This window comes from Helicobacter labacensis (genome assembly GCF_003660285.1).
GTDB lineage: Bacteria > Campylobacterota > Campylobacteria > Campylobacterales > Helicobacteraceae > Helicobacter > Helicobacter labacensis.
This window is the reverse complement of the sequence record NZ_QXQQ01000005.1, coordinates 1-17128: the sequence shown is the minus strand read 5'-3', so window position 1 is coordinate 17128 and position 17128 is coordinate 1. Positions and strand designations below refer to the sequence as shown.

Genomic DNA, 17128 nt, shown 5'->3' with positions numbered 1-17128 from the left:
TTTGGAATGCAGCTGTGTGCCATGCGCTCTAGGCGTGCGCGCCATGCAACGCGTCAAGGACAAATTGCAAGCTAAAGAGAATCATAAAGACATACAAAAGAGGATGGACTTCTTTAAACTTACCCCGACAGATTTTAATGAGGGGATAGAGGATCAGCCCTGCGCCCACCCCGCTAGTGATGCTATAAGAGAGGGGAATCCAAAAGAGCACAAAAAAGGCAGGCAGGGATTCTTCTAGGTCATGCCAATCAATGGCACTCAAATGACTCATCATCAAAAACCCCACAACAATTAAAGCAGGGGAGGTGATAGCAGGCACGCTGGCTAACATTTTAGCGATGGGCGCAAAAAAGAGCATACAAGCAAATAGCAAGGCGATCACCACGCAAGTAAAGCCCGTGCGCCCGCCAACACTCACCCCCGCACCCGATTCAATGTAAGCAGAGGTGGGCGAAGTGCCCACAAGCGCGCCCAAAGTGCTGGCAAGCGCATCGGCAGACAACGCCGCTTTAGCGTTGGGGAAATGCCCATTTTCAAGCAGGTTGGCTTGTTTGGCAACACCGATCATCGTGGCGGTGGTGTCAAAGAGCATGATCAAAAAGAAGGTGAAGATCACCGCGCTTAAATCAGGTTTGAATGCGCTTAAAATATCTAGCTTAAAAAAGGTGGTGCTGGTGTGTGTGGGGAGTTCTAAGAGGTGATCGGGGAGTTGGATATGCCCTAAAAAGAAACTCAGCAAAGCAGTGATGAGCATGCCCAAAAAGATCGCCGCTTTGATGTTGTAAATCATTAAAACAAGGGTAACTAGCAAACCCAGTAAAGACATGTAGGCAATGGGGTGGGTAAAATTGCCTAAAGTAACCAAAGTTTCTGGTGAAGCGACAATCAAATGGGCATTTTGCATGCCAATGAAAGCAATAAAAAGCCCAATGCCCGCGCTCATGCCTGCTTTTAAGGGGTTGGGGATCGCCTTGATCAAGGCTTGCCTAAACCCACTCAAAGAGAGGGCTAAAAAAATGAGCGAGGCTAAAAACACACTCCCCAATGCACTCTGCCAAGAAATCCCCATACTCAGCACGATCACAAAGGTGAAGTAAGCGTTCATGCCCATGCCCGGGGCAATGGCGATGGGGTAATTAGCCAGCAAGCCCATAATGAGCGTGCCCACCACCGAAACTAAAATGGTAGCCACAAACACCCCTCCAAAATCCATGCCCGCTTTTTGCAAAATGGCTGGATTGACAACAAGGATATAAGCCATCGTGATGAAAGTGCTCAACCCGGCTAAAATTTCGGTGCGCAAATTGGTTTGCCGTTCGTTAAATTGGAAAAAGCGCGCTAAGGCTTGCATGGCTTGCTCCTTATGGATTTAGTGGCTTTCATGTTAGAATGGAGCAAAAAGGCAGATTCTAATGGGTTTTGCTTGAGATAGGGCTTAAATGATCGCCTTAGAGGGCTTGGAGTATTTGTTAAAGAATCGGTGTTTATTGGGCTTTTCAGGCGGGGGGGATAGTGTGGCGTTGTTCTATCTTTTATTAGAACAGGGCGTGCGCTTTGATATGGCGATCGTGCATTATGCTCTGCGCGATCAAGCCCATTTAGAGGTGCAATACGCCCTAGAATTGGGGCGCAAACACGCCAAAAGCGTGCATGTGCTCTATGCGCCTTTAAGGGGGGGCAATATTGAGGCTAGAGCGCGCGCGCGCCGCCATGCTTTTTTTGATCGCTTGAGCGCGCAATTTGGCTATACCTGCGTGATTCTAGCCCACCACCTCAATGACAAATTAGAGTGGTTTTTGATGCAATTAGCTAAGGGGGCAAGTTTGCAAACCCTCTTGGGCTTTGAAGCCTTAGAAAATAGAGAGCATTACAGCCTAGCGCGCCCTCTGATTTACACCCCTAAAAGCGCGCTTACAAAATATTTACACGCCAAGCATTACCGCTATTTTGAGGATTGTAGCAATATTGATCCACGCTTTAGGCGCAATGTCTTTAGGCAGGCTCTAAGCGATGTGTTCTTGGGTATGCAAGGCGCGCACAAGGGCTTAAAGCGCAGTTTTGAGGCTTTGGGTGTGGAGAAACACCAGCTTTATCCCCCTATTGAGATGGTTTGTGTGGCTAGGGTGTGGGTGTTTAAAGAGAATAAGCAAAAATTATATTACATTGATATTTTGTTAAAACGCTTAGGCTATGTGTTAAGCCAGCCCCAACGCCTAGAGTTAGAACGCCAAGGCTTTAATACCCTCTTTAGCACGCGCGCTAGGGTGTATTGCGTGGGGGTTTTGGGGGGCTTTGTCTTTGTGGGCGCAAGAAAACACGCGATCAAAGCCATGCCAAAAGCCTATAAAATACAATGCCAACTCTTGCAAATCCCCCCCACCTTGCGCCCCGCACTTTTTAGCCCAAAATGGCAAGAACATTTGGAGGCAATTAAACAGGCTAAATCCACTCTGTGCGCGCCATCAAGCTAGGGGGCAGGTTGAAGTGTTTGATGATCTCTTGTTCTAGGGCGCGTTGTTGCCCTTGATCGCATTCGTGATCGTAGCCTAGTAGGTGCAAATAGCCATGCACAAATAATAAGGTGATCTCCTCTAAAAGCGCATGCCCACGCGCTTGGCTCTCCTGCAGGGCTAAATCCACATTGATTACCACGCTCCCCAAAAGCGCATGCCCGGGGATTTCTATGGGGAAACTCAGCACATCGGTGCTTTTAGGGATATTTCTAAACTCTAGGTTTAATTTAGCCATCTGTGCGCTAGAGACTAACACCAACTCCACACAGTGATCGCCATTAAGATACTCCATAATGGACAAAAGTTTGGGGGTTAGCCAGCTTTGCAAATCTAGGGGCAGATTCTCTTGGTTAGCCTCGCAAATGATCTCAATGGCACAAGCAGACAAGGTTAGGCTTTTAGCGCGGGGAGTTCGTAGTAGGTTTCCTTATCGCTACCCAAGTAAAGCTTACTTTCGCCAACGAGGATATTAAACCAGCAATCATCACTAATCTTTATACACTTGTTTCCCCATGAACGCTTGCTATCTACATAGACAAACATTGTATCCTGTTTTGGCTCGTAATACCTACCTTCATGTCTGATTTCATAATCGGATAAAGCAGCCATAAAATCCGCTTTTGAAAAAAAATAACAATTTGCAACGGGATATTCAAGCCCTTCATTCTCTTGAAACATGGGACTTGCAAAAAAGTAGAGCAGAAGGGCGGGGTAATGTTTGGGCTCGCCTTTCCAAAGAGATTTTTTATGCTTGATTGCAAGTTTATCCATCACATTATGAGTATCCAAACTCAACTCTTCAAAATAATTGTTGAGTAATTCCACTAAAATCATCCTTCCGCTCTCCAAGTCGGGAGCATTAAGAAAATCATCTTTAAGTGTGTAATAGGATTGATGGGGTTTGAGCTTGACATTAAGGCTAGAGATAGACTTCACACTAGGTTCGATCGCCTCTTGGATCAATTTCCTAATAAGTTTCTCTAATTCTGTTTGTTGCCCTTGATACTTCTCTAGCTGGGCTTGTTTGTTGGCTAGGGCTTGTTGGCTCTTTAGCACCGCCTCAATATCCTCTTTTTCCACGCCCACGCTAAAGATTTGGCACAGCGCAAGGATGATCTCCACATCGCTAGTGGCATTAATGGCTAGGACTTGCTCTAACTCACTTTGGAGCGCACGGGAGCGCAACCAGCGTTGTAAAGTGTTGCTTTTATAGTGCTCCAACACATCTAAGATGTCAAAATGCTCTCTAAGTTCCTCCAAACTACCCACGCGATGGTTATCACAATGCAAAACAAATTTAGCTAATTTCATGGTTGCTCCTTAAAAAATAATTACAGCCCCCATTATAGCTAAACTCGCATAGGCGCGTAACTTAAACCTTGACAATCAAGCTAAGACACGCTAGAATTTTTGGTCTATTTTATTGACAAAGAAAGGTTACTATGCTACACTCACAAGCCACAAGCCACAAGCCACAAGCCACAAGCCACAAGCATTAAGCTTTAAATCCTCTCTTTTAGCCCTCAGTGCTCTTGGCCTCTTTTCTCTAGCTCCTTTAAGCGCGGAAGAAAACGGCGCGTTTATAGAGGCTGGGTTTCAATACTCTAATTTCACCCAAACCCAAAAGGTGAGCAAACCCGTTTTAGAACAAGTGCTAGGCAAATCGCCCCCCTACAATGGGAATCTCTTTGGCGCAGACATCCAAATCGGTTACAAACAATTCTTTGGGGCTAAAAAACGCTTTGGCTTGCGCTATTATGGCTTTTTTAGCGGTCAGGGGGGGAGCTATTACAACACAATGGGCAGGTTTAGCCAACCCTCTGCCAATCTCTTTTATGGCGTAGGGATGGACGCGCTCTTAAATTTTTATGAGAAGAAAGATCGCACTTTTGGCATGTTTGTCGGGGTGATGATCGGGGGGAGTTCTTGGCTTATGGGCAAGGCTTATGATCAAGGGCAGTGCGTGTATAGCAATGATGACGGGCAGTGTATGAGCATGAATAACTATTATAGCGATCGCGCCCGCGATTTTAACAGCGAAGAGGGTTTCCAAGCCAAGTTTTCGCCCACCTTCGTGCAGTTCCTCGTCAATATCGGCTTTAGGGCTAATTTCACCAAGCATCAGGGCTTTGAGCTAGGCGTGCGCATCCCCACCATCAACGACCCCTATCTCACTATCACGCGCACGCAGGATTACGAGGAGTATGGGGTTAAAAAGGGCGATTTTATCAGTTTCAATCTCAGACGCAACATAGCTATCTTTGCTAACTATGTCTACAATTTCTAAAAAAGCAGGTTGACAAAGTGGACTAGGAGTAAAGCGCACAGCCCGCCTAGCAAACCCGCCAGAGCGTCATCGCCCACTACCCCAAGCCCGTTTGTTACCTTTGCGTCGATTGTGCCAATTAAAGAGGGCTTGTAAATATCAAAGAGTCTAAAGAAGACAAAGCTAGCTATTAGACTCAGCCAACCCCAGCCAGCTACCGCCATCGCGATCCACATCCCCACCAATTCATCGATCACGATGTGTTTAGGATCATGGGTGTTGTGCTCTTGTTCGTAAATGTCGATTTGTTTGATCGCGATCAACCCAATGAGCAACGCGCTTAAAAACAAGGTATTGGGCGAGGCGTATAAAATAGGCAAACCCAGTAACAAAGCGACTACACTCCCAGCCGTGCCCGGACCCTTGGGGAACTTGCCCGCGTAAAATACAGTTAAAAAGCACTCTCTTGCATCCATGAGCACATTATAACAAAATTGGCTAGAATAGGGGTTTTTAAGGAGAGATATGAAATTGGCTGTCTTTGATTTTGATTCCACTTTAGTGGATGCCGAAACGCTAGAGGCACTAGGGGAGGCATACGGGGTGGGCACAGAGATCCAAGCGTGCACCACTGAGGCGATGGAGGGCAGGGCAGATTTCTACACCAGTTTGCTTAGTCGGGTGGCTTTACTCAAGGGTATGGATGTGCGCGTGGCTAGGGCTGTGTGTGAGGGCTTACCCCTACACAAGGGGGCTAAGGAAGCAATAGAGGGTCTACGCGCGCGTGGCTATAAGGTGGTGTGTTTTAGTGGGGGGTTCAAACTAGCGACCGCATTTTTTAAGGAAAAATTAGGCTTGGATGCAGATTTTAGCAACACCTTGCATGCGCGCGCTGGGGTGTTGGAGGGTTTGGTGAGCGGACCTATGATGCGCGGGGATTCCAAAAGAGAGATGTTATTGGGTTTGCAACAACTCTTAAGGGCGCGCCACACTGTGGTGGTGGGCGATGGGGCTAATGATATTTGTATGTTTGACTTAGCTGATGTGAGCGTGGCGTTCAACGCTAAAGAGATTGTCAAGGAGCGCGCCAGCGCCATAGCGCGCTCGCTAGATTTGCGTGAGGTGTTAGATCACCTCAAGGCTTGATATAGCCTAGCTCTAAAAGCGTGTTAGCCATTTCTTTGAGCAGGGGACCATTCTTGCTCCCCCCCTCTCCATGTTCTACTAAGATGGTGATGACATACTGGGGGTTTTCATAGGGTAAAAACGCCGTGATCCATGCATGCGATCGCTGGGAGTATTCCATTTGGCTTTCCCTTATCCGTGTGGTGGTATTTTGATCGATGCTCACCACCTGCGCTGTGCCCGTCTTGCATGCCAAACTCACCTTAGCCCCGCGCGTGCTTTTATACGCCGTTCCCCCCTGCTGGTCGCATGCCTCATGCATACCCTTGCGCAAAATAGGCAATTTGGATTTTTCAAACGCGTCCAAAACATCTTTGGACTTGAAATCCCCATGCTGGTGGAAGTGGGGAGTGGGGAGTTTGCCTGAGGCTAAAAGGGCGGTGTAATTAGCCACTTGCAGGGGTGTGGTGAGAAAAGAACCCTGTCCGATGGCTGTAATAAGCGTGTCGCCCACATTCCAAACACTCCCAAAACGCTTCATCTTCCAGCTAGGATCGGGCAAAATGCCCACAAACTCATTGGGCAAATCCACCCCGCTTTTTTTCCCAAAACCCATTTGCGAGAAAGTTTTGGTGAGTTTCTCAATGGGAAGGTCTAGAGCGAACTTGTAGAAGTAAACATCTACGGACTCCTTAATGGCTTTGTAGAGATTGGAGTCTTGATGCCCCCCGGGTTTCCAGTCCCTAAACTTGCGCTTGCCCACTTCAATATAGCCGGGTGTGGGGATGGTGGTGTTTTCGTTCATGGGTAAATTCTCTAAAAAACTCAAAGCGCTCCCCATTTTCACCACAGACCCCGGGGGGTAAAGCCCATTGACGATCCGATTTAGCAAGGGATTGCCCGGATTGTCCTGCAAGCTCTTCCAATCTGCTAGGCTAATCCCCCCGATAAAATCATTGAGGTTGTATTCTGGGTAACTCCCAGCCACTAAAATTTCCCCATTGCGCGCGTCCATCACAATGATCGCCCCGCGTTTGTCTGCAAAGAGAGTATCTGCCTTGCGTTGTAAGCGTTTGTCCAAACTCAAAATGAGATCGTTATTGGTTTTGGGTTCTTTGACCTCTAGCACTTCTAATTCTTGGTTGAGCGCGTTCACACTCACCAATTTATATCCTAACGCGCCTTGTAAAAGAGCGTTATACTCTTTTTCTAGTCCAGTTTTGCCGATGGTGTGGGTGTATTGGCTGGGGGGGTTTTTAGCGATGTCATTGCTATCAGCCGCGCCTAAATAGCCAATGACATGGGAGGCTAGAGCGCCATTGGGGTAGTGGCGTTTGTTAGCCGGGGTGATGACGATGTCTGGGATTTGCAAGAGTTTGGCATAGAGAGTTTGCATGGTGGCATAGGGGACAAAATCTAAAATAGGGATCGCGTTGTGGTTGTAGCGTGAATTTTGTTTTTGGTAGTTGTCTAGCGCGTCATCTTGGTTTAAATTAGGGAAGTAACGCCTCAAAAGCGCAATTCTGGCTTGCAACACGGAGTTTTTTAGCGCGGGGGAAAGCGCGATACTAAAACCTAGCTGGTTGATGGCGAGCAATTCGTGGTGGCGATCCATGATGATCCCCCGTGTGGGCACTAAAATCTCTTTTTTTGTCATGTTGCGCAAGGCGAGTTGCTCAAAGTAGTCATTGGTCTTGATGGTGAGAATAAAGATTTTAAACACCAGCACCGCCCACACCAAACCCAATAAGCCCAACACAAAGCGCATTCTAAACCCTAGCATACACTCTCCAAAGCAAAAACTCTAGCACGCTGTAACTCAGTGCTTCCTTCCAAAAGGGGGCGTAATTGTGATTCCAAAGCGCTAAAAAGCCCAAATACAGCCCATAAACACAAAAGCCATGCACCAAATCCCCCAGCACATTGTCTTGAAAAGCGCGCAATAAATTGCGCACAACCAGCTTTTCATAAAAGATGAAGAGCAAGATAAGCACCCCTAAAGGTTGGGTGTAAATGAGTTCCACACTCACAAGGCAGGCAAAGATCCACCACAGCACTTCTGCGCGCGGATTCTCTAAAGTGTGGCGGTAAAATGCAAAGAGGAAAGCTAGCATGGGGGGTAGCCAAGTGTAGATGTCGGCGATATTGCTGTAGAGATAAAAACCCAGCCAAGCTAGCACTAAGCCAATGGGGAACTTGGTTTTAAACATCAAGGCTCTTGGCGAACAAATTCTTGATGATGGCGCGCTGGAGGTCTAAAAGCGTCCCAAACTTAGAATCGAGCGCGCCTTGTGCGCTAATTAGGGGGGCATTGTGGGATTTATAGAGGGCATGCTGGGCGTTCTTATTGAGCTTGTCAAATTTAGTAAAAACGCGCTCTAGGCTTTGATCGGGGCGTAAGATATGTTGTAAAAAGGCGCGCACTTGCTGGTCTAATTCTAGGTTTACATGCCTAGAATCGATCAAGTGTAGGATGAGTTTGATAGAGGGGCGTTGTGCCAAAAGCGCGCTTAAAAAGACTTCCCACTCCCTTTTAACCTGCTTAGAAACCTTGGCGTATCCAAAACCAGGCAAGTCAATGCAACCAAAACTTAGAGTTTCTTGGGGAGCAATGCGCCATGTTGTGCTAAAGAAATTCGCGTTCTTGGTCTTGCCCGGGGTGGTCGAACTCTTGGCGATTTGGCGTTGTAAAATGCGGTTGATCAGTGTGCTTTTGCCCACATTACTACGCCCCACGAACGCCACCTCTGGCGCGCACGCCGGAGGGCATTGGGCTAAATTGCTCGCTGTGATCAAAAAACGACTCTGGACAACATTAATGGGATTCATGGGCTTCTTGTTTGGGGGTGCTTTGGGTAGCTTGTTTGGTGGCTTGGGCTTTTTTTTGCTTTTGCTTTTTTTGTTCTTGCTGGATGTCGTCCATGTCAAAGACAAATCTAGCGGGCTTGTCCTTGCCCCCTAGCACATCGGCATACCCGCGTTCTTTGCTCAAAATGATCTCCTCGCCCTTGATGGAATTGATCTTACCCACTTCGTTCACCACCGCATTTTGCAACAAGCGGTATTCTTGTTTGATCGCATCGTAAATGAGGCGATCAGAATGCCCCTCTACTTCGCGCCCATCTTGGGTTACTAAGTGGAACTGCACCGCGCCCATCGCCTCGTATTTGACCGGTTTGCGCTTGGCGTTGGTGTAGATAATAACCTTATTGGCGTTGAGGGTGTCTTTGCCCTTTTTGATGTGCACATGACCCTCTATAGTGGTGATGTGCTTTTTATCATCGGCTAGGAATTTATCGGCGATCACCTCTAAGGTTTCTCTAATGGGCGCGCTTTGCAAAAGCGCTAGCGCTAGGAATAACACCCCCCATTTCACAATTTCAAGCCCTTCGCGTTAGGGACATGGGGTTTGGATTGTTTGGCGCTTTGCAAATCGATGAGCGCGTGGACGCGTTTAGCGCGTAAGAGCCCACTGACATGGTTGTAGGAAATATCCTCCCCGTCCACATTGCCCTCAGGTCCACGCATCTTAAAGGGTCCCTTGCCTTGAAACATCTGCTTGCTGTGATCGTAAATCCCGTATTGACTCCAGAAACTCTGCCCACTGCTGGTGGTGTAAAACACCCCCTTAGGGAAACTGTAGAGTTCTTTTTTATGCACCATCACCTCCCCCTTTGCTTGTTCTTGCACCTTGTCTTGGGGGTCGTATTTACTCAAGATGAAGTCATAGAGCACTTCGCGATCGCTATATTGCAACGCCCTAGCCCCTTGTATACTCAAATCCGTGCCTTTAGGATTGGTTTGGAACGCTTCAAAACCACGCACTTCAATTTTGGCAAAATCCTTGCTAACCAATGGGGGGGTAGGGTGGGGTTGCAAGAAAAAGACAATCAAAGCACCCATCGCCACACTCACCCCTATGAAAAACACCCATAGCGTATTGAGACGCACCTACTCGCGCACCAAAAAAGCAGGCTTACCCATGCTCTTAGCAAAATCGTTTGCCTCCGCTTCGCTTTGAAACCCTTGAATAAACACCCGGTAAATGGGTTGGTTGCCCTTAGTGCCTTGCACAATGCTGGCATGGTAGGGGGCTTTAAGCAGTGGTTTTAAATCTTGTTGGGCTTTTTGCGCGCCCTCATGGCTTCTAAAAGCCCCCATTTGCAAGGAAAAACGCCCTCCGCTCACGCTTTTTTGACTCTCGCCCACTTTGAATTCCTGTTTGAGTGCGTGCGCTTGGGGGGCTTTCTCTAAAGTTTTTTCGTATTGCTTGGCAATCACCCCCCCAAAGCCCAACACCTCCAGCCTGACGGGCGCGACCCCCTTACTCACCATCGCGATGTCGTGCGCGGCGATATTGGAGAGATCGATGATCCGATTAGCCACGAAGGGTCCGCGATCGTTGATACGCACAATGGTGCTCTTGTTATTGTCCTTATTGGTAACCTTAACTATGGTGTTCATGGGCAGGGTTTTATTAGCCGCTGTGTGGGCATACATGTTGTAAGTCTCCCCATTGCTGGTGCGCTTGGCATGGAAATTGGGTCCATACCAGCTAGCATAACCATCAAAGGTCTGCCCTACATTGACTTTTGTGGGGTAATACATCTTGCTTCCTACCCGATAAGGGCGCATGGTCGCTCGCTGAATCGCCTCTGAATCGCGCATGCCCGCTGTCAAGCTATTGGCCGGGACATTTGCCATGCTCTCAGGGGCGTTAGATGGCTTGGGGTTTTTAGATTTGTGTTTGTGCCAGGACCAAAAGGAATGTTTGCGTGGCTGGGGCGCGCCAAACTCCCTAGCGTCATCATAGGCGCGCAAACTCTCATGCTTGGAGAGCAAGGGACGGCTACTCTTGTTCTGGTTGGGTCCACAGCCCCACAGCACGCACAAGACCAGCAAGACCTTAAAACGCCACATCATTTTGCGCGACTTTTTTCAAGCCCTTAGTGGGGTGTTGCTTGAGAATGGGGATGAGAAGAGTTTGGCGGGTGCTTAAAAAAGAACCCTTCAAATTATTCATAGCCTTTAACATTGCCACACTGGTGTGGAATTTGCGCGCGATAGAGTAAAGCGTTTCTCTAGGCTTGACCTTGTGGGTTACAAAGGCGTGTAGGGGGTTACCCGGCTTGTAATGTTGCTTGAAGTGGGCGAGATTCTCATAGGGGATATAGACGGTGTAGGCTTTATCGGGGGGGAGAAAATTGTAGTGGAATTGGTGGTTATAGGACTTGAGTTGGCTTAAAGGGATGTGCGCGCCTTTGGCAATAGAAGAGAGTAAAGTGCCCCCTTGGATTTTCAAGCTGGCTAAACTGGTGTATGCCCCGCGGTTGAGTAGATATTCCTTGTGTTGCAAGGCATCTAGATTATTGAAGGCGATGGCTAAACTCAAAATGGATCGAATATAACCGCGCGTTTCTTTGGGAAGGAATCTCTTGCTATCGTCCAACAAGACATTAATATCATCGCTACCGGCCTCTTGAATGGCTTCTAGCACCCTTCTTGGTCCATAGTTATAAGCCATCGCCACTAGATACCATTGCTTGGTTTGTTTGTAAAGCATGTGTAAGTAAGTGATAGCCGCCCGTGTGCTTTTGATAGGATCGCGCCGTTCATCTACATAATTATCCACCTGCAAACCCAACATTCTAGCCGTGTCGGGCATGAGTTGCCAAATCCCCACAGCCTTTTTGACACTATAGGCATTGGTGGAAAAATTCGACTCCGCCATTGCCATGAATAAAAACTCCACAGGAATATCCGCTTGGGCTAGCATGCTCTTGATAGTGGGGATAAACACCCCATTGCGATCGTAGCGTTGCACGAAGTGATCCCAAGCCTCCTGCACACTTTGCAGACTCTGCGAATTGTCCACACTAGCTAGAAACTCCGCGTTGACTCCAAAGCTATTCAAGGGCTTGAGATTGAGGGCGGTGCTGATGGGCTGGGCGCAGGCTAGAGTGTGCCCCACAAAGAAAGTTGCCAAGAGTTTTAAAGGGCGCGCCATTAAGACACCTTAGCCAAAGGGGCAAGCCCAAAGAGAGTTAGCGCGTTGGTGTTGGTGGTGTGGGCTAGGTGGGCAGGTTCTATGTTGAGAATTTGGGCGACCTGTTGGGCGATTAAGGCGGTGTATTTGGGTTCGTTACGCGTGCCTCTGAAAGGATGGGGGGTTAGATAGGGCGCGTCTGTTTCTAGCACTAGGCGTTCTAGCGGGATTTGCGCAAGGGTTTTTTGTAGGTGCTTGGCGTTTTTAAAGGTCGCCACCCCCCCAATGCCATAGTAGAAGTTTTCGCGCAGATTTAGCAAGATACCATCCCCATTAAAGCAATGCAACACCCCGCGCGCGTGGGGGTAGCTCTTCAAAATGGCGTAAGCGTCATCGCTAGCTTCTCTAATGTGCACGATCAAGGGCTTGTTGTAAGCTAAAGCCAACTCAATCTGGGCACAAAAAACTTCCTTTTGGCGCACCTTGTCTATGGACACCCCTTGGCGTTGGAAGTAATCTAGCCCGCATTCCCCCACAGCCACGCATTTAGGGTGTTGGATATGCCTCTGTAAAAACGCATGATCAAAGCGATGCGCATCTAAGGGGTGCACCCCCACAGCGAAATACAACTCCTCATGGTGCGCGCACAGTTGCAAAGCCCTGTCTAAATCCCTAGGGTCTGCGCCCGGAATCACCATGCGCGCGATTCCTGCCCGCTTGGCGTCCTCTAAAACCTGTTTGACATCGGCATGGTAAAGACGATGATCCAAATGGCAATGCGTGTCTATCCATTGCAACATCAATTCCTCCGCGTTTGGCTTTTTAGAAGTATTATATTATATTTTTAAAAACTTTACCTCCCCACCTCAGCAAACTTGAGCAAAAACTCCGCTAATTAGCCCGCTTATGCTATGATCCTCAAATAAAATGCAAGGAGCGTGTGTTGGGAGCGATCTTTACACTCTCTAAGCCCAGAAAATGGCTAATTAAGTGGCAGACTAGGCGTTTAGGCAAGCAACTCAACACCCAAATTCTGCTTTTTAGCGTGTTGATCTTTTCTGATCAAAGCGATCTGGATTGCCAATTAGAGAAGCTCAAGACCTATTTAGCCCAAAAACTCCCCGCGCGCATCGCCTCTAAAGTCTTTGAGCGCGTGTTATTGCACATTTCTAATTATGGTCTAGATGAGGCGTTGTATCTTAGGGATCGCGCCCGTGTCTTCGAACTCTTGGTGCAAAATATCCAGCTTTACGCGTTGGTGTTAGACATGTGGGATGAGCCTTTGTATGCCAACCAGTGCGATATTTTAAAGATCGCCGTGCAAAACGCCTACGACAAACGCTACCAACTAGACACCCAAAGCCAGCGCGCGCTAGCCTACCAAATGCGCCAGCACAACCCTACCAAAACACTTTAAGCGCGCAGCAACACGGATTGGCTATGATAACCCATTTTCATAAAGGAAAAACATGCCAGCTTTAGTGATCTTTGCCCACCCTAATTTTGCTACCTCGCGTATCAATAAGGCGCTAAAGAACGCGCTTGAGGGTGAATCTGTAGTTTTTAGCGATCTCTACAGCAAATACCCGGATTTTAAAATCGATGTTTTAGCCGAGCAAGAACTCTTGTTGCAACACCAGCACATTGTCTTCCAATTCCCCATTTGCTGGTATTCCTACCCGCCCTTACTCAAGCAATACCTAGATGATGTGTTGACTTATGGCTTTGCTTTTGGCGCATCGAACAAGGCTTTAGCGGGGAAATCCTTTTATCTGTGCACGAGCTTTGGGGCGCAGGAGAGCGCGTATTTAGCCCCGGGTAGCTATAGTGTAGAGACATTACTCAGCCCTTTTAAGGCGACTACGAAGTTTGTGGGGGCGACACTCCAAGGGCATTTTAAAGTCTTTGGTAGCGCTGAAATTAGCGATGCCAACTTGGCGCAAATATGCCAAGAATACCGACAATTCTTAACCAACACAAAATGAGGGCGTTGCGTTATCTCTTTGTGTGTTTTGCGCTGATCCAAGTTGCTTTTAGCCAACCCTCTAAGGCGTTGATCCAAGGCATGCAAGATATGCGCGCGCTCACGGTGCGCATGTATGAGGAGGATTTGATCAAGGATTTTACGGGGGCAGAGGATTGTAAAGACTATTATTTTTATAGGGATGCGATGGAGAGGCATGCTTCCTTGTTTTTCTCTTTGGCTTTAGATTTTATGGATCAGATTCCCCTGCTAAAAAACCTCCAGCCAAAAACCCCCCAAGATAAAGAATTTGTTAAGATTTTGAAAGTCTATGAGTCCTTCCAACTCTTTGCGCTTTTGCGTAGCTATATCCCCGATATTGACTGCTATACTTATGTTTCGCCCCCCGATGCCTTTGATGCCACCCAAGTAACCCAAGCTTTTTTAGATGGTTTCAATCTATTTTTTGCCCCCGTGTTTCAAGCCCAAAAGGAGGGTGTAAGCCTATGGGATACCCTAGTCAGTCAAACTACAAAGGTGGGAGAATGCGATTATGATGTATGTAACACATACCAAAAAATTCAAGACAGCCTAGATAGCATGTCAGAGAGACAAAAAAATGATCCTGCCATCAAGTCCTTTTTGCGCACCTTTAAACAGCTAGATTTGCTCTCTAGTGGATTTGAAAATGATGCCTTTGACAGCTATGAACAAGAAAGCTATTACAAGTTCATTAAAGCCTTCTTGGGCGTGGATTTGCAACAAAACCCTGCTATTCTCTTAGATGCCTATTATGACTCAAGGCTTAAGGTCCTTTTGCAAGACATCTATACACATTTGCATTAAGGAGTTTTATGCGTGCTTTCGTGTGGATTTGGCTCTTATGCTTGGCGTTGCTAGGGGCTAAGGTCTCAGACAAGGATAAAGCCTTTGAGGCGTGGTATAAGTCCTTTTTCCCTCCAGATGCATGGAGAAATCAGATGCAAGCCTTGAAATTGGAGATGATTGATAAAGATGTTACCTATACGCGCCTGCTTTTGGATCGTAGTGTGGATAAAGAAACGCGCCAAAAACGCCTCCAAGCTTTTGAAAAACAAAGGGCTCAAGATTTCTACAAAAAAGCTTGGTCCCTTTTGGATATATTCCCCATCTTTAAAGATCACAAACTCCCCGCACGCACGCATAAAGCCTTTAAAAGCATCGCCTTACTCTTGTTATGGGAGTATTTGGAGGACACCCGCTTAACTAATATAGACTTTGACCCGGGCGACTCTGTATATCCTGACCCACTTGATCCCTACTTCTTTCTCAAAAATACCCTCCTCCCCTTTTTCTTCTCGCCTCTGCTTGCTTCTCAACTAGACCCCCTAGCCTATATCCAAAGCCTACCCTCCATCAAGCACACTTGCACACAAGACAAATGCGCCTATTTAAATGACTTGAGTGCCGCTATGGGGTTTTTCTTTTGGGTTTATTCCACTGACGCTTACGACGAAGCGGATCCCATAAATATTTGGACTCGTTTCAATCCCGACCCCTTGCGTGAGAATCTTAAGGCTGCGTGGTATCTAGCCCAACTTGCCAAAAACCACAACCCTTTTTTAGAAGAAATCATCAAAAGCGATCCTGACAGCTTTTTAGAGGCGTTTAAAAATTATGCCTTGATTAGAAGTCTATTCTACCTACACAACACCAAATTTTATATCCAAGGCTTGTTTCAAGACTACTTTCCAGATTTTGAGAAGTCTTTTAGCATCTCTGAATACGCTATTCGCTATAAAGACCCCCACACACGCATTTTAAAACAGCCCCAACTCTGCTTGCTCCCTAAATACCTCAGTGATAAAGCCAAGAAAGCTTGTTTAGGGGTGTTGAAAAACCCACCTAAAAGCGTGCTTGACTCTCTGCGCGCCCTATTCAAACAAACACGCCTTTTAAGTGTGGATGATATTCCCTGTGTGTATTTAAACCCACAGGGGGCGATTCAACATTTTAAAACTAAAAGCGCGATCTGCAGGGCTTTGCTAAAGCTGGATTTTGGAGTCCTTAGTGCGCGCTAGTTTTATGGAGGCTGAGGTTAAGGACACTATCTTCTAGCCCGCCTAGACTATGGGGGGTGTTGGCATCTAGGGCAATGCAATCCCCCATTTCTAGGGTGTGCCTTGTGCCCCCTACTTCAAACCAAATACGCCCCTTTAAAACGCGCACCACGATTTGCCCGGGGGCTTGGTGTTCGCGCATCTCTTGTCCCTCAGGCATACAAATGCGAATCTCTTTACTGCTGGGCGTTTCTAACAACACTTGCAGGTGCAAGGAATTGAAATTCACACCCTCTAAAAAACGCAATATTGGCATCACAAACTCCTTAAGGTGTGAAGTGCCCAAATGCTAAAGACATTTGGGCTTCCTAGGCTGATGTTGCCCGTAGGGAGAGTTTGGTTCTCACTCTAGTCCCTATAGTAGGGATTTTACAGAGTTTGAGCTCCAACGCATTCCCTACAGGTCTCACACATCATATCTCCAAAGGCGTAACTTTCGACACTCCCTGCCGTAGATACGAATGTATGAGAGTATTATACCACGGATTAGTGGCATTCATCCCACCCGCTAAAGACGGGTGGGATTTCTGCCGAGGAGGTTTAAAAAATTTGGGTGAAATTCATGAATAATGAAGAGCTTTTATAGCTGTCTAGCAGGGTTAAACTCTCATAACCATTGATACTTGTGGGTGCCATGAGAGTGCGAGTTTGGGAGATCAAGGGCACGCGCGCGCCCAAGCTCCATTTGAAGCGATCCATGCGCACGCTAATCCCAAAGACCGCGTCAATATTGGCATTATTGCTCACCTGCGCCTGTGTAATATTAGAAAATTGTGCCGTCCAAATATGGGCGATTCCTAAGAGTCCCCCAAAAAAGCCATAGGCTTGAATCTTAGCCCGCCCGCCTGCCCTAGGCTTTCTGATCTTGCTATAGACATTGAAGAGCAAATTAGCCCCTATGCCAAGACTATAGCGGTTGACATTATTAGCCCGAATCGCCGCGCTCAAGGCTTTATCCATGTAAAGGTAGCGATAGCCAAAATAGCCATAGTAGGCGATGCCCATAAAGGGCGTGAAATACTTTTGATACCCCCCCTCTAATTGCACCCCAAACTGCAAAGAACGGCTTGATAGGTTTTTGTTGGTGATGGTGATCATTGGGCGCGTGGGGGCGTTGATGGTGGGCAGAGGGGTGGGGGTGGTAGAGATGGTGGGCACACGTCACATGGGTGGGGA

Annotated in this window: 21 protein-coding genes; 7 read left to right on the top strand and 14 right to left on the bottom strand. The window is 47.4% G+C overall.

Going from position 1 to position 17128, the window contains the following annotated elements; all coding sequences use genetic code 11:
• Positions 1-28: 28 nt before the first annotated feature.
• Positions 29-1351 carry an NCS2 family permease gene (locus EAO33_RS02770; RefSeq protein WP_120944764.1) on the bottom strand — a complete coding sequence of 441 codons (1323 nt, stop codon included), beginning with the start codon at positions 1349-1351 and terminating at the stop codon, positions 29-31.
• 88 nt (positions 1352-1439) lie between these two features.
• Between EAO33_RS02770 and tilS the strand changes: the two genes are divergently transcribed.
• Positions 1440-2471, top strand: coding sequence for a tRNA lysidine(34) synthetase TilS (gene tilS, locus EAO33_RS02765; RefSeq protein WP_120944761.1), 1032 nt, complete (start codon positions 1440-1442; stop codon positions 2469-2471).
• Here the strand turns inward: tilS and ybeY are convergent.
• Positions 2440-2805: an rRNA maturation RNase YbeY gene (ybeY, locus tag EAO33_RS02760; RefSeq protein ID WP_407920459.1), complete on the bottom strand. Its 366-nt coding sequence runs from the start codon at positions 2803-2805 to the stop codon at positions 2440-2442. The two genes, tilS and ybeY, sit on opposite strands and share 32 nt — an antisense overlap.
• A gap of 98 nt (positions 2806-2903) precedes the next feature.
• On the bottom strand, positions 2904-3824 hold the full coding sequence (locus EAO33_RS02755) for a hypothetical protein (protein WP_120944757.1): 921 nt from the start codon (positions 3822-3824) through the stop codon (positions 2904-2906).
• 112 nt (positions 3825-3936) lie between these two features.
• On the opposite strand from EAO33_RS02755, the gene EAO33_RS02750 reads away from it, so the two are divergent.
• On the top strand, positions 3937-4800 hold the full coding sequence (locus EAO33_RS02750) for an outer membrane protein (protein WP_162982187.1): 864 nt from the start codon (positions 3937-3939) through the stop codon (positions 4798-4800).
• Here the strand turns inward: EAO33_RS02750 and EAO33_RS02745 are convergent.
• Positions 4797-5255, bottom strand: coding sequence for a phosphatidylglycerophosphatase A family protein (locus EAO33_RS02745; protein ID WP_120944755.1), 459 nt, complete (start codon positions 5253-5255; stop codon positions 4797-4799). The genes EAO33_RS02750 and EAO33_RS02745 overlap by 4 nt on opposite strands.
• 49 nt (positions 5256-5304) lie before the next feature.
• Here EAO33_RS02745 and serB point away from each other — a divergent pair, with 49 nt between their 5' ends.
• On the top strand, positions 5305-5925 hold the full coding sequence (serB, locus tag EAO33_RS02740) for a phosphoserine phosphatase SerB (RefSeq protein WP_120944753.1): 621 nt from the start codon (positions 5305-5307) through the stop codon (positions 5923-5925).
• On the opposite strand, the gene mrdA is transcribed toward serB, so the two are convergent.
• From mrdA to EAO33_RS02700, 8 genes are read right to left on the bottom strand one after another with little or no spacing between them, the layout of a single operon-like run.
• The gene (mrdA, locus tag EAO33_RS02735; RefSeq protein WP_120944751.1) at positions 5915-7687 is read right to left on the bottom strand and encodes a penicillin-binding protein 2; all 1773 of its coding nucleotides are present in this window, start codon (positions 7685-7687) and stop codon (positions 5915-5917) included. The genes serB and mrdA overlap by 11 nt on opposite strands.
• Positions 7674-8114 carry a hypothetical protein gene (locus EAO33_RS02730; protein WP_120944849.1) on the bottom strand — a complete coding sequence of 147 codons (441 nt, stop codon included), beginning with the start codon at positions 8112-8114 and terminating at the stop codon, positions 7674-7676. Before EAO33_RS02730 ends, mrdA begins: the two co-directional genes overlap by 14 nt.
• Positions 8107-8733 carry a ribosome biogenesis GTP-binding protein YihA/YsxC gene (gene yihA / locus EAO33_RS02725; protein ID WP_120944749.1) on the bottom strand — a complete coding sequence of 209 codons (627 nt, stop codon included), beginning with the start codon at positions 8731-8733 and terminating at the stop codon, positions 8107-8109. The genes EAO33_RS02730 and yihA overlap by 8 nt, the downstream gene beginning before the upstream one ends.
• Positions 8720-9280 (bottom strand): lipopolysaccharide transport periplasmic protein LptA, encoded by a 561-nt coding sequence (gene lptA / locus EAO33_RS02720; RefSeq protein WP_407920458.1) that lies wholly within the window; start codon positions 9278-9280, stop codon positions 8720-8722. The genes yihA and lptA overlap by 14 nt, the downstream gene beginning before the upstream one ends.
• Positions 9277-9855 carry a hypothetical protein gene (locus EAO33_RS02715; protein ID WP_120944745.1) on the bottom strand — a complete coding sequence of 193 codons (579 nt, stop codon included), beginning with the start codon at positions 9853-9855 and terminating at the stop codon, positions 9277-9279. The genes lptA and EAO33_RS02715 overlap by 4 nt, the downstream gene beginning before the upstream one ends.
• Positions 9856-10827 (bottom strand): septal ring lytic transglycosylase RlpA family protein, encoded by a 972-nt coding sequence (locus tag EAO33_RS02710; protein WP_407920457.1) that lies wholly within the window; start codon positions 10825-10827, stop codon positions 9856-9858.
• Complete coding sequence (locus EAO33_RS02705) at positions 10811-11911, bottom strand: lytic transglycosylase domain-containing protein (protein WP_120944743.1); 1101 nt, start codon at positions 11909-11911, stop codon at positions 10811-10813. Before EAO33_RS02705 ends, EAO33_RS02710 begins: the two co-directional genes overlap by 17 nt.
• Entirely contained in the window at positions 11911-12690 is a 780-nt protein-coding gene (locus tag EAO33_RS02700; protein WP_120944741.1) for a TatD family hydrolase, read from the bottom strand. Before EAO33_RS02700 ends, EAO33_RS02705 begins: the two co-directional genes overlap by 1 nt.
• Positions 12691-12833: 143 nt before the next feature.
• Here EAO33_RS02700 and EAO33_RS02695 point away from each other — a divergent pair, with 143 nt between their 5' ends.
• From EAO33_RS02695 to EAO33_RS02680, 4 genes are read left to right on the top strand one after another with little or no spacing between them, the layout of a single operon-like run.
• Positions 12834-13307 carry a hypothetical protein gene (locus EAO33_RS02695; RefSeq protein WP_205589484.1) on the top strand — a complete coding sequence of 158 codons (474 nt, stop codon included), beginning with the start codon at positions 12834-12836 and terminating at the stop codon, positions 13305-13307.
• A gap of 52 nt (positions 13308-13359) precedes the next feature.
• Positions 13360-13875: an NAD(P)H-dependent oxidoreductase gene (locus EAO33_RS02690; protein ID WP_120944737.1), complete on the top strand. Its 516-nt coding sequence runs from the start codon at positions 13360-13362 to the stop codon at positions 13873-13875.
• A 5-nt stretch (positions 13876-13880) separates the two neighbouring features.
• Positions 13881-14699, top strand: a complete 819-nt coding sequence (locus tag EAO33_RS02685; RefSeq protein WP_162982185.1) for a hypothetical protein — start codon at positions 13881-13883, stop codon at positions 14697-14699.
• An 8-nt stretch (positions 14700-14707) separates the two neighbouring features.
• On the top strand, positions 14708-15913 hold the full coding sequence (locus tag EAO33_RS02680) for a hypothetical protein (protein WP_120944732.1): 1206 nt from the start codon (positions 14708-14710) through the stop codon (positions 15911-15913).
• Here the strand turns inward: EAO33_RS02680 and EAO33_RS02675 are convergent.
• Together EAO33_RS02675 and EAO33_RS02665 are read right to left on the bottom strand one after the other, a co-directional pair.
• Positions 15900-16208 (bottom strand): cupin domain-containing protein, encoded by a 309-nt coding sequence (locus EAO33_RS02675; protein ID WP_120944730.1) that lies wholly within the window; start codon positions 16206-16208, stop codon positions 15900-15902. The two genes, EAO33_RS02680 and EAO33_RS02675, sit on opposite strands and share 14 nt — an antisense overlap.
• A 284-nt stretch (positions 16209-16492) precedes the next feature.
• Positions 16493-17011, bottom strand: coding sequence for an outer membrane beta-barrel protein (locus EAO33_RS02665; RefSeq protein WP_235853011.1), 519 nt, complete (start codon positions 17009-17011; stop codon positions 16493-16495).
• Positions 17012-17128: the final 117 nt, after the last annotated feature.